Annotated in this window: 10 protein-coding genes; 5 read left to right on the top strand and 5 right to left on the bottom strand. The window is 70.8% G+C overall.

What is annotated here, in order from left to right; translation table 11 throughout:
- The first annotated feature begins 89 nt into the window (after positions 1 to 89).
- On the top strand, positions 90 to 1,073 hold the full coding sequence (locus tag ABNT58_RS08510) for a tripartite tricarboxylate transporter substrate binding protein (RefSeq protein ID WP_348753067.1): 984 nt from the start codon (positions 90 to 92) through the stop codon (positions 1,071 to 1,073).
- A 39-nt stretch (positions 1,074 to 1,112) separates the two neighbouring features.
- Here ABNT58_RS08510 and ABNT58_RS08505 read toward each other — a convergent pair whose 3' ends face one another.
- Positions 1,113 to 1,652: a type 1 glutamine amidotransferase domain-containing protein gene (locus ABNT58_RS08505; RefSeq protein WP_348753066.1), complete on the bottom strand. Its 540-nt coding sequence runs from the start codon at positions 1,650 to 1,652 to the stop codon at positions 1,113 to 1,115.
- A gap of 174 nt (positions 1,653 to 1,826) precedes the next feature.
- On the opposite strand from ABNT58_RS08505, the gene ABNT58_RS08500 reads away from it, so the two are divergent.
- From ABNT58_RS08500 to ABNT58_RS08485, 4 genes are read left to right on the top strand one after another with little or no spacing between them, the layout of a single operon-like run.
- Positions 1,827 to 4,937, top strand: coding sequence for a PAS domain S-box protein (locus ABNT58_RS08500; protein ID WP_348753065.1), 3,111 nt, complete (start codon positions 1,827 to 1,829; stop codon positions 4,935 to 4,937).
- Positions 4,930 to 5,316 carry a response regulator gene (locus tag ABNT58_RS08495; protein WP_348753064.1) on the top strand — a complete coding sequence of 129 codons (387 nt, stop codon included), beginning with the start codon at positions 4,930 to 4,932 and terminating at the stop codon, positions 5,314 to 5,316. The genes ABNT58_RS08500 and ABNT58_RS08495 overlap by 8 nt, the downstream gene beginning before the upstream one ends.
- A gap of 56 nt (positions 5,317 to 5,372) precedes the next feature.
- Positions 5,373 to 5,888: a sterol desaturase family protein gene (locus ABNT58_RS08490; protein WP_348753063.1), complete on the top strand. Its 516-nt coding sequence runs from the start codon at positions 5,373 to 5,375 to the stop codon at positions 5,886 to 5,888.
- Entirely contained in the window at positions 5,885 to 6,703 is an 819-nt protein-coding gene (locus ABNT58_RS08485; RefSeq protein WP_348753062.1) for a fatty acid desaturase, read from the top strand. Before ABNT58_RS08490 ends, ABNT58_RS08485 begins: the two co-directional genes overlap by 4 nt.
- Here ABNT58_RS08485 and ABNT58_RS08480 read toward each other — a convergent pair.
- From ABNT58_RS08480 to ABNT58_RS08465, 4 genes are read right to left on the bottom strand one after another with little or no spacing between them, the layout of a single operon-like run.
- On the bottom strand, positions 6,630 to 7,583 hold the full coding sequence (locus ABNT58_RS08480; protein WP_348753061.1) for a phytoene/squalene synthase family protein: 954 nt from the start codon (positions 7,581 to 7,583) through the stop codon (positions 6,630 to 6,632). The two genes, ABNT58_RS08485 and ABNT58_RS08480, sit on opposite strands and share 74 nt — an antisense overlap.
- Positions 7,580 to 9,124, bottom strand: coding sequence for a phytoene desaturase (locus tag ABNT58_RS08475; protein ID WP_348753060.1), 1,545 nt, complete (start codon positions 9,122 to 9,124; stop codon positions 7,580 to 7,582). Before ABNT58_RS08475 ends, ABNT58_RS08480 begins: the two co-directional genes overlap by 4 nt.
- Positions 9,121 to 10,290 (bottom strand): lycopene beta-cyclase CrtY, encoded by a 1,170-nt coding sequence (crtY, locus tag ABNT58_RS08470; protein ID WP_348753059.1) that lies wholly within the window; start codon positions 10,288 to 10,290, stop codon positions 9,121 to 9,123. The genes ABNT58_RS08475 and crtY overlap by 4 nt, the downstream gene beginning before the upstream one ends.
- Positions 10,280 to 11,521, bottom strand: coding sequence for a glycosyltransferase (locus ABNT58_RS08465; RefSeq protein WP_348753058.1), 1,242 nt, complete (start codon positions 11,519 to 11,521; stop codon positions 10,280 to 10,282). The genes crtY and ABNT58_RS08465 overlap by 11 nt, the downstream gene beginning before the upstream one ends.
- Positions 11,522 to 11,566 lie beyond the last annotated feature (45 nt).

Below are 11,566 nucleotides of genomic sequence, written 5' to 3'. Positions count from 1 at the left end.
GTTTCCATCTGACGTGTCCCCACCGGGGATGACAGCCGCGCCGGCCGCGGCGCACCACACTGCTTGCAGCACAACACGGAGACAAGCGCATGCAAGCGAACAAGCGACAACTGCTGGCCGTTGTGGCGGCCCTGGTGGCGGGCACCTGGGCAGGCACCGGCCATGCGCAGGCCGGCTACCCCGACAAGCCGGTCAAGCTGGTGGTGGGCTATGCGCCCGGCACCGCGCCCGACGTGCTGGCGCGGCTGGTGTCTGACCGGCTGGGCCAGGCGCTCAAGCAGCAGGTGGTGGTGGACAACCGCGCGGGCGCCGGCGGCCAGATCGCCGCGCAGACGGTGGCCAAGAGTCCGGCCGACGGCTACACCCTGCTGCTGGGCGAGGCCGGCTCCATCTCCATCGCGCCGGCGGCTTTCAGCAAGCTGCCCTACGACCCCACCAAGGAACTGGTGGGCGTGGCCGAGCTGTGCAAGGTGGACTTCGTCTTCGTGGTGCCCGCCAACTCGCCGCACAAGACGGTGGCCGACTTCGTCAAAGCGGCCAAGGCCCAGGCCGACAAGACCAACATCGCCACCTTCGGCGCCGGCACGCCGGGCCACTTCGGCGCCGAGCTGCTGGCCGAGGCCGGCGGCTTCAAGGTGGAGCCGGTGCACTACCGCGCCACCGGCGATGCGGTGACGGCCATCGTCTCGGGCGACGTGGCCGGCAGCTTCGTGTCCACCGCGCTGGGGGCGGCGCAGATCAAGGGCGGCAAGATGCGTGCGCTGGCCACCACCGCGCCGCAGCGCTCGCCGCTGCTGCCCGACGTGCCCACCTTTGCCGAAGCCGGCCTGCCCAAGGTGAACGTGTCCACCTGGTTCGCGGTGCTGGCCCCGGCCGGCACGCCGGCGCCGGTGCTGGACCTGCTGAACAAGCAGCTGCAGGACACGCTGCGCCTGCCCGATGTGCAGGCGCGGATGGTCGAGGCCGGCTTCAGCACCAGCACCAGCAGCCGGGCCGATACCGACAAGCTGATCAGGTCCGAAGGTCAGCGCTGGGCGGGGCTGGTCAAGGCCACGGGCTTCAAGGGCGACTGACGGGGCGCGCAGGGCCTTGCGCCCTGCGCCGGTCGCGCATCAGTTCAGCTGCGAGGCGATCGCCCGGACGAAGTCGTGCAGGTCCTCGGGCTTGCGGCTGGTGATGATGCCGCGGTCGATCACGGCCGATTCGTCCACCACGGTGGCGCCCGCATTGGTCAGGTCGGTGCGCACCGAAGGCCACGAGGTCACCTTGCGGTCCTTGACCAGGCCGGCATCGATCAGCAGCCACGGTGCGTGGCACACCGCCGCCACCGGCTTGCCGGCCGCCGCGAAGGCCTTGATCAGTGCAATGGCGTCGGGCTCCAGGCGCAGTGCGTCCGGGTTCATCTGGCCGCCGGGCAGCACCAGCGCGTCGTAGTCCTTGGCGTCGGCCTGGGACAGCGGCAGGTCGACCTTGACGCTCTTGCCCCAGTCGGTGTGGTCCCAGCCCTTGATCTCGCCCGTCTTGGGCGAAGCCACGTGCACGGTGGCACCCAGCGCCGTCAGTTCCTCTTGCGGAACCAGCAGCTCCGATTGCTCGAAGCCATCGGTGGCAACGATCAGGATGCGGCGGGAAGAAAGCTTGTGGTCAGGCATGGCGTACTCCGGTGAGGCACTCAGTTGCAATCGGACAAGCTTAGGCAGTCCAGGTTGCAGCGCTGTCGGACAAAGCCGGCGCTTGGGCTCGGTCAAGGGGCCGATCACGGGGGTGGGCAAGGTCTGGCCGGGTACGCTACACCTCGGCAGTCGTTGGCTGAGGAGGACTCCCAGGTGGACGCATTTTTCGGCCAGGGCAGCTTCCTGCCCCATGGTTACTGTTTCACATGGACACCGGGCCTGCTGTGGACCTTCGTGGGCGCCGATGCGCTGATCGCTGCCGCCTACTTCTCCATCCCGCTGGCCTTGTGGCGCTTCGCGCAGCTGCGGCAGGAGCGTTCCTTGGCCTGGGTCTACGGCCTCTTCGGCGCCTTCATCTTTGCCTGCGGCACCACGCATGTGATGGACGTGTGGACCCTCTGGTGGCCCGACTACTGGCTGCAGGCCCTGACCAAGAGCGTGACGGCGGTGGTCTCGGTCGTCACCGCGGTGGCGCTGTGGGTGCTGTTGCCGCGGGCCTTGAAGATCCCGTCCGTGGGGCAGCTGCAAGCGGCCATCCGTGACCTCCAGGCCGAGGTCACGCGCCGGCAGGAGGCGGAAGACACCGCGCACCGGGCCGAGCAAAGCCTGATGGCGGCGCTGGCCGGCATCGACGCCGGCTTCATGGCCACCGACCGTGAAGGCCGCATCACCCAGATGGACCCATTGGCCGAGCGCCTGACCGGCTGGAGCCGGGCCGATGCGCTGGGCCGCCCGCTGCGCCAGGTGTGGCAGCGCGAAGGCCTGCCCGCCGACGTGGCGGCGCAGAACCCGGTGGACATGGTCGTGGGCCTGGGGCTGGCGGCGCAGGCCCCGCACCTGACCACGCTGGTGGGCCGACAGGGCCGGCGCACGCCGCTGGTGGTGCGGGCTTCGGTCATCCAGGACCAGGCAGGCGCGGTGCGCGGCCTGGCGCTGGTGTTCCGCGACCGGACCGAGCTGGTGCAGGCCGAGGTCGAGAACGCGCGGCTGGCCGCGATCGTCGCGTCGTCGACCGACGCCATCATCGGCAAGACCTTGAGCGGGCAGATCACCGACTGGAACGAGGCCGCCGAGCAGCTGTTCGGCTACAGCGCCGACGAGGCCGTGGGCCAGCCCATCCAGATGCTGATCCCGGTGGACCGCCTGCACGAAGAAGCCCGCATCGTGGCCGAGCTGGCCCGCGGCGCCAGCGTGCCGCCGTTCGACACCGTGCGCGTGCACCAGAGCGGCAAGCCGATCGACGTTTCCATTTCGGTATCACCCATCCGCGATGCACAAGGGCGCGTGGTGGGCGCGGCCAAGATCGCGCGTGACATCTCGATGCAACGTCGCACCGAAGCGGCGCTGCGTGAAAGCGAGGCCCGGCTGCGCTTCGTGCTGGAGGTGGCGCGCATCGGCGACTGGGAGGTGGACCTGGTCACGGGTGCCACCGTGCGCTCGGTGCGCCACGACCAGTGCTTCGGCTATGCGGGCCGGGTGCACGACTGGGGGCCGAATCGCTTCTTCGACCATGTGCATGAAGAGGACCGTGCGCAGGTGATGGCGTCGTACGAGGCGGCCTTGAACAGCCACAGCCCCTGGCATTGCCGCTGCCGCGTCGTGTGGCCCGATGGCAGCATCCACTGGCTCGACATCCATGGCGCCCTGCAGTTCGACGGCGGGCGGCCGGTGCGGCTGCTGGGCGTGGTGATGGACATCACGCGCGACAAGCTGGCAGAGGCGGCGCAGCGCATGGCCGAGCGGCTGGAAAGCGAGAACCGCCGCATAGAAGCCGCCAACCGCGCCAAGAGCGCGTTCCTGGCCAACATGTCGCATGAGCTGCGCACACCGCTGAACGCCATCATCGGCTTCGCGGAGCTGCTCACCTCCGGCATGGTGCCGGCCGATTCGCCCCAGCAGGTCATCTTCACCGGGCACATCGCTTCCAGCGGCAAGCACCTGCTGCAGCTGATCAACGACATCCTGGACCTGTCGAAGGTGGAGGCGGGCCGCATGGAGTTCCGGCCCCAGGCGCTGGACCTGGCCGAGGTGGTGCAGCAGACGGTGCAGGTGCTGCAGCTGACGGCCGCGCGGCAGAAGGTCAGCATCTCCACCGACCTGGACCCGGCGCTGGGCCCGTTGACGCTGGACGAAGCGCGCCTGAAGCAGGTGCTCTACAACTACCTGTCCAACGCCATCAAGTTCACGCCCGAAGGCGGCACCGTGAGCATCCGCGCGCGGGCCACCGATGCCGAGCATTTTGTGCTGGAGGTGCACGACACCGGGGTGGGCATCGCGGCCCAGGACGTGACGCGCCTGTTCGCCGACTTCACGCAGCTCAGCGACGGGTCGAGCAAGGTGCACCAGGGCACGGGGCTGGGCCTGGCGCTGACCAAGCGGCTGGTCGAAGCGCAAGGCGGCCGCGTGGGCCTGCGCAGCACGCCGGGGGTGGGCAGCGTGTTCTGGGCGGTGCTCAACCGCCACCACGGCACGGATGTGCCCGGCGGCCAGCGGCCCATGGGCGACGTGCCGCTGCTGTTCGTGCATGAAGACCCCGCCGTGCAGCAGGCGGCCGTGGACTCGCTGACGCTGGCCGGCATCCGCGTGGCGCCGGCGGGCACGGTGCGCGAGGCGGTGCACATGGTCTCCCAGCTGGACTACTCGGCCATGACCTTGTCGCTGAGCCTGCCCGACGACAACGGGCTGTCGCTGGTCAAGACCCTGCGCTTCGATGCGGCGCGCCAGCCGCGCCACGCGCCCGTGCTGGCACTGTCGATGACGGCGCGGCCGCAGCGCGTGGCCAGCTTTGCGGTGGCCGACGTGGTGGCCAAGCCCATCGATGCACAGGAGGTGGTCAAGGTGTTGAACCGGCTGACCGCCGCGCTGGGGCCGGACCCGCAGGTGCTCATCATCGACGACGACCCGATGGCGGTGCAGCTGATGAGCGCCACCCTGCAGGGCATGGGCATCAGCGCCATGGCACGCACCGATGCCCGCAGCGCACTGGCCGAACTGGATGCGCTGGCGCCCGACATCATCGTGCTCGACCTGATGATGCCGGACATGGACGGCTTCGACGTGCTGGACGCGATCAGCCGCATGGAGGGCTGGCGCGAGGTGCCGGTGGTGGTGTGGACCAGCCTGTCGCTGGGCGAGGCCGACACCCGGCGCCTGCAGGCCTCGGCCGAGGCCATCGTGCAAAAAGGGGGCGGCCGCCTGGACGGCATGCTGAAGGCGCTGACACGTTGGCGCGAACGACTGGGAGCCGACAGTGGCCATGAATGACACGGCCCTGCCCAGGGTGCTGATCGTGGATGACAACGCCAGCAACCTGCTGCTGGCCGAGTACGTGCTGAGCAGCGCGGGCCTGACCGTCGCCCGCGCCGACAGCGCAGCGGCGGCGCAGGCGGCGGTGCGCAGCTTTGCGCCCGAGCTCATCCTGATGGACATGCAGATGCCCGGCATGGACGGCCTGACGCTGACCCGCCTGCTCAAGGCCGACCCGGCCACCGCCCCCATCGTGGTGGTGGCGCTGACCGCCTACGCGATGCACGGCGACGCCGACCGCGCCAGCGCCGCCGGCTGCGACGGCTACCTCACCAAGCCCATCGACGTGCACCGCTTCGCGCAGCAGGTGCTGGCGTTCTGGCGGGGGCGGGGGTAGGCGGCCCATGGGCAGGAATGGCGCTTGCCCTGCTTGCTAAATGACCCGGAACCGCGATGCTGCTGCCTAGCCACCTCGATGCCGGCGACCTGGGGCTGAGGGCCTTGATCGTGCTGGCCAGCGCCGTCGCCATGGAAGGCGTGGCCGCGCTGGTGCACCGGTTGTGGATGCACGGGCCCGGCTGGGGCTGGCACCGCTCGCACCACGAGCCCGGTGCCTCGCGCATTGAACGCAACGACGCTTACGCGGTGCTGTTCGCGGCCTTTGCGGTGCTCTTGTTCGTGGTGGGGCAGGGGCGGTGGTGGCCGCTGCACTGGATGGCCATGGGCATGACGCTCTACGGTCTGTTGTACGGCCTGGTGCATGACGGCCTGGTGCACCGCCGGTGGCCGCTGCGCTGGCAGCCGCGCCCGGGCGGCTACCTGGCGCGGCTGGTGCAGGCGCACCGGCTGCACCATGCGGTGCGCAGCCGCGACGGGGCGGTGTCCTTCGGCTTCCTGGTGGCGGGTGATCCGGCACGGCTGGCGGCTCGGCTGCGGGCCCGGCGCCACGGCCCCGAGGCGCCGCCATGAGCCGGCCGCTGCAGCGCCAGACGTGGGTGGGCGTGGGCCTGGCGCTGATGCTGATCGCGGCCTGGGCGGCCCTGCTGGGTTATGGAATGTTCGTGCACCGCTGGAGCGCCGCCGATGTGCTGTGGGTGCCGCTGCTGGTCGCGCTGATCTGCTGGCTGGACGCGGGCCTGTTCATCTTGGCCCACGATGCGATGCACGGCACGCTGGCGCCTACGCTGCCGCGGCTGAACCGCGCGTTGGGTGCCTTGTGCATGGGGCTGTATGCCGGCTTTCTGATAGGCCGCTTCGACGGCCGGCACATGGACCACCATCGCGCGCCCGGCACCGCGCACGATCCCGACTTCCATCTGCAGGGCCGGCGCTTCTGGCCCTGGTATGCCAACTTCATGCGCCAGTACACCGGCCTGCCCGAGATCCTGGGCGTGGCCACGATGACCGCGCTGTTCGTCTTCGGGCTGGGGGCACCGTTCGAGCGGGTGATGCTGTTCTGGGCGTTGCCGGCCATCCTGTCGTCGGTGCAGCTGTTTGCCTTCGGCACCTGGCTGCCGCACCGGCTGGACCAGGCGCAGGACGGCGGCTTTGCCGACCACCACCGCGCGCGCAGCAACGCCTACGGCCTGTGGGCGTCGCTGTTCACCTGCTTTCACTTCGGCTACCACCATGAGCACCACCTGCGGCCCGATGCGCCGTGGTGGCGGCTGCCGGCGGTGCGCCGGCAGGCCCTGGCCGGCGAGCTTGCTCTCAGGCCCGCGGGCGGGTCCACAGCCGCTCGCGCAGCGCCATCGGCGGCGGCTGGCTCACGCCGGTCCGGCTGATCGCGGCCATCAGGCCGCCGGTCAGCAGGTGCTGCAGCTTGCGCCGCTTGCCGGTGCTGATGCGCTGGTCCCAGGCCGCACCGCCGCGGGCCTTCACCTGCAGCCCGATCTCGCGGTACACCCCGCGGGCCGTGGCCACCGCCCAGGCCGATCGCATCGGCAGCGCCGCGATGCCCAGCCGGGCCGACGAGTAGTACGGCTCTGCCGCTTCCACCAGCCGCTGCGCCACCCGTGCCACGCGCTCGCGGTGCCGGGGCTCGGCCACCTCGGCAGGATCGACCCCTTCCTGGGCCAGCCATTGCGCCGGCAGGTACAGGCGGCCGGCGGCATGGTCGTCGATCACGTCGCGGGCGATGTTGGTGAGCTGGAAGGCCAGGCCCAGATCGGCTGCCCGGTCCAGCGTCACGTCGTCGCGGCGGCCCATCACCATCGCCATCATCACGCCCACCACGCCGGCCACCCGGTAGCAGTAGTCCAGCGTGTCTTCCAGCGTGTGGTAGCGGCGTGCTTCCACGTCCATGCGAAAGCCCGACAGGTGCTCCAGCGGAAAGCGCTCCGGAATGCGATGGCGCCTGACCACCTCGGCCAGCGCCGCAAAAGGCGCCACGTCGGTCGGCTGGCCACGCAGCGCGCGCCGCGTCTGATCGGCCAGGGCCTCGATGCGGCGCGCACCGAGCGCAGGGTCTTGTGCCACCTGGCCATGACCGTCCTGCTGGCCGTCCACCACGTCGTCGCAGTGGCGGCACCAGGCATACAGCATCACCACGCTCTGGCGGGTGTCGCTGTCGAACAGCCGCGCCGCCGAGGCGAAGCTGCTCGAGCCGCGCGTGATCGCCTGCTGGGCATGGTCCAGCAAGGTGGAAGGGGGCAGGGCACTCACGGCGCGGTCCTTTCGGTGGTGATCAAGGCAGTGGCGGGGCTGTCCAGCATCAGGCCGGCGGTGGCCTGGGCCGAGGCCAGCACGCCCGGAATGCCGGCGCCGGGATGGGTGCCGGCGCCGACGAAGTACAGGTTGGGAATGTCCTTGTCGCGGTTGTGCGGCCGGAAGAGGGCGCTCTGCGTCAGCAGCGGCTCCAGCGAGAACGCCGAGCCCAGGTGCGCGCCCAGCTCGCTGCGAAAGTCCAGCGGCGAGAAGGTGCGGCAGGTCACCAGGTCGGCGCGCAGGCCCGGGATGTAGCGTTCTTCCAGGTACTGCAGGATGCGGTCGCGGTAGCGCGGCGCTTCCACCGCCCAGTCGAACTGGGTGTGGCCCAGGTGCGGCACCGGCGCCAGCACGTAGTAGCTGCTGTGGCCGGGCGGCGCCAGCGAAGGGTCGGTCACGCTGGGCGCATGCAGGTACAGCGAGAAGTCGGCCGGCAGCTCGCCGCCGCAGCGGCCGAACACCTCGTCCAGCAGCTGCCGGTAGCGCGGGCCGAAGCACACCGTGTGGTGCTTCAGGTCGGGCCGCTCGCCACGCAGGCCGAAGTAGATGACGAACAGCGACATGCTGAAGCGCTTGCCCTTGAGCCGCCGCGCCTCGCTGCGCCCGCGCGGGTGGCCGGCCAGCAGCCGGTCGTAGGTGGCCACCACGTCGGCGTTGGAGGCCACCGCATCGAAGGGCAGGGTCACCGGCGCACCTCCGCGGGGGCGGAAGGTGACGCCGGTGGCGCGCCGGCCTTCGGTGGTGATGGCATCGCAGGGCGTGTCCAGCATCAGCGTGCCGCCGATGTCCTCGAACAGCCTGACCATGCCGCGGATCAGCGCCCCGGTGCCGCCGCGCGCGAACCACACGCCCCATTCGCGTTCCAGCGCATGGATCAGCGAATACATCGACGAGGTTTCGAACGGGTTGCCGCCCACCAGCAGCGAGTGAAACGAGAACACCTGGCGCAGCTTCTCATCGTGGATGAAGCCGGCCACCGCGCCGTGCACGCTGCGCCAGGCGCCCAGCTTGACGATGTGCGGCGCCGCACGCGCCATGTCCTTCCAGCTCAAAAAGGGCACCGCGCCCAGCTGCAGGTAGCCCTTCTCGAAGGTCTCGCGCGAGTAGGCCAGAAAGCGCCGGTAGCCTTCCACGTCGCGCGGCGAGCGGGCGGCGATCTGGCGCTCCAGCTCGGCCTGGTCGTTGACGTAGTCGAAGTGGTCGCCGTCTTCCCAGCACAGGCGGTACAGCGGCGTCACCGGCATCAGCTCCACATAGTCGGCCATGCGCCGGCCCGCCAGCTCGAACAGCGAGCGCAGCGCGCCGGGGTCGGTGATCACGGTGGGGCCGGCATCGAAGATGAAGCCGTCGTCCTCGTACACATAGGCACGGCCGCCGGCCTTGTCGCGCTGCTCGAACAGCGTGGTCATGATGCCGGCCGCCTGCAGCCGGATGGCCAGGGCCAGGCCGCCGATGCCGGCGCCGATGACGGCCGCGGTCTTCAAACCATCGCGTTTCATGCAGGAGACTCCATCCGCCGCGGCGGCAACAGCACTTTCAAGGCCGAGAAAAAGGGCACCGGCGGCTTGCCGGTGACGATGCGCAGCATGTCGATGGGGGTCAGCCGCTCGCCGTAGAAGCGGGCCACCAGCGCGTCGGGCAGGCGGTAGAAATGGGACAGCACCTGGTGCCGCCCCTCGGCCGGGCCGGCCAGGAACAGCATGCGGTTGAGGGCGCGGAAGAAGTACTGCGAGCGCCACACGCGCCGTGCATGGCGCTCGATCACCGCGGCCAGCGTGGCGGCCGACAGGTCGGGCTGCCGCGCGATCAGCTCGGCCAGCCGCACCGCCTGCGGCAGCGAATAGCCGGTGGTCGGGTGGAACAAGCCAGCGCGCAGGCCGCTGACCGGCTGGCCCCGGTGGCCCTGCCAGAACGCGTCCACGTCGCCGTCGATGGCGATCGGCAGCACGCCTTGTTCTTCGCGCAGCACCTCGGCTACGTTCCAGCCCTGGGCCTGCGCATAGGCCAGCGCGCGGCCGCGCAGCGCCGCGGGGGCCAGGGCCGGCGTGTCGGCGTAGTAGGTGTCTTCCACCAGCAGCGTGTGTACCGACAGAGGCAGCAGGTAGACGAAGCGGTAGCCGTCGAGCTGCGGCACGCGCGCATCCATCAGCACCGGATGCTGCAGGCCGTGCGGCCGGGCCAGGCGCAGCTCCAGCCCCAGGAACTTCTGGTAGCGCAGGTCCAGCGGCGTCATCGGCGCAAAGCCCCGCCCGTCGATCACCGCCTGGCCGTCGATCACCTCGCCGCCGGCCGTCACCACCTGCTGCGGCCGCACCTCGGCCACGGGGGTCGAGAGCCGCACCGCGCTGCCCAGGTCGCGCGACAACACCTCATGAAAACGCTGCGAGGTGATGGCGTTGTAGCCGCTGGCCATGCGCCGGCTGCGCTGGTCGAACATGACCACGTGCTGTGGCCAGCGATGCGCCACCAGCGGCGCCATCCAGGCCCGTTGTGGCGCGTCCAGGTCGCCGTCGTGGAAGCACCAGGTGTGGTTGCCGCCCAGCGTGGGCCCGGCTTCCAGCACCGTCAGTGGCAGCTCGGGCCGCAGCTGGCGCAGGCGCCAGGCGATCAGTCCGTTGGCCAGGCCGCCGCCCGCCAGCACCAGGCCGTTGGCTTCAGTGCGCATGGCGTTCCACCAGTTCGGCCGCGCGTGCCACGCCGCCACCGGCGCGCAGGCTGTGGCCCACCTCGGTAGCGCGGCGGCGGTGGCCAGGGTCGCGCAGCACGCCGGCCAGCAGCTCACGCACAGACGCCGTGCTGCGCCGGCCCCGCAGCAGGCGCCCCGCGCCGGCACGGACCACACGCTGGGCGATGGCGCCTTGCTCCATGGCCAGCGGCAGCAGCGCTAGCGGCACGCCGGCTTCCAGCGCGTCGAGCACGGTGTTCATGCCGCCATGGCTGACCACCAGCGCGCACTGCGCGATGACGCGCCGCTGCGGCAGGTGTGCCGCGACCACCGGCGCCCCGGGCAGCTGGGCCACCTGCGCCGCGCTCAGCCGGCCGTTGTGCACCACGATGGCGGTCAGGCCCAGCTGCCGGCAGGCCAGGGTGATGCGGGACAGCAGGCCAAAGCGCCCGCCCTGCAGGCTGCCCAGGCTGACGAAGGCAAACGGCGCTTGTGCGCCTTCGGGCGCTTGCCAGGCGGGCTCTTCGTGCATGGGCCGGCGCAAAGGGCCTGCATAGTGAAAGCCATCGCCCAGGTCTTCGCGCGGAAAGTCGAGCATCGGCGACAGCTGGCCGATCTGCCGGGCCGACAGGCACTGTTCGGTGCTGGCGCAGCCGGTCAGGCCGAAGGCCTGGCTCCAGCGCTCCAGCACCGCGCCCACGCGGCCCATCATCCAGTCGCTCACGCGGTAGCCGCCCAGGTTGCGCTCGCGGGCCCAGCGGGTGCGCGCGTAGCCCCAGTCGGTGAAGGGCGGCGGCATGTAGGGCTCGCGGTCCAGCATCAGTGCATTGGCCACCGACACCTGCGGCAGGCGGTAGCGCCGGGCCAGCAGGCCGCCGGCCGGCTCCAGCTGGTCGCAGACGATGGCGTCGGGCTTCAGGCGCTCGATCACCGCCGGCGATTCGCGGCACAGCATGTCGGTCATCGCCGCCACGTCGTGGATGACGCTGCTGATGCCCAGCACGCCGCGCAGCCGGGCCAGCCGGGCTTCCATGCGGGCCAGCGTGCCGGTCGGATGGCTGCTGTCCATGCCCACCGCCTCGAAGCCGAAGCCGGCGCGCTTGACCGCATCTTCGGCATCGGCCAGGCCGACCAACGACACCGCATGCCCGCGGCCACGCAGGGCGCCGCCCAGGGCCAGCATGGGGTTGAGGTGGCCTGCATAGGGCGGGCAGAACAGAAGCATTTGCATCGTGCGCATCTCCAGCGCAGCACAGGGCAAAGGGCGGTCCCGCTC

The sequence above is a fragment of the uncultured Aquincola sp. genome (assembly GCF_964001545.1).
GTDB lineage: Bacteria > Pseudomonadota > Gammaproteobacteria > Burkholderiales > Burkholderiaceae_C > Aquincola.
The sequence above is the reverse complement of the archived record's forward strand: the minus strand, read 5'-3'. Positions and strand labels throughout refer to the sequence as shown.

Coding starts and splice junctions, on each gene's coding strand:
- ABNT58_RS08510 (WP_348753067.1), top strand. CDS start 90: ATGCAAGCGAACAAGCGACAACTGCTGGCCGTTGTGGCGGCCCTGGTG.
- ABNT58_RS08505 (WP_348753066.1), bottom strand. CDS start 1,652: ATGCCTGACCACAAGCTTTCTTCCCGCCGCATCCTGATCGTTGCCACC.
- ABNT58_RS08495 (WP_348753064.1), top strand. CDS start 4,930: ATGAATGACACGGCCCTGCCCAGGGTGCTGATCGTGGATGACAACGCC.
- ABNT58_RS08490 (WP_348753063.1), top strand. CDS start 5,373: ATGCTGCTGCCTAGCCACCTCGATGCCGGCGACCTGGGGCTGAGGGCC.
- ABNT58_RS08485 (WP_348753062.1), top strand. CDS start 5,885: ATGAGCCGGCCGCTGCAGCGCCAGACGTGGGTGGGCGTGGGCCTGGCG.
- ABNT58_RS08475 (WP_348753060.1), bottom strand. CDS start 9,124: ATGAAACGCGATGGTTTGAAGACCGCGGCCGTCATCGGCGCCGGCATC.
- crtY (WP_348753059.1), bottom strand. CDS start 10,290: ATGCGCACTGAAGCCAACGGCCTGGTGCTGGCGGGCGGCGGCCTGGCC.
- ABNT58_RS08465 (WP_348753058.1), bottom strand. CDS start 11,521: ATGCAAATGCTTCTGTTCTGCCCGCCCTATGCAGGCCACCTCAACCCC.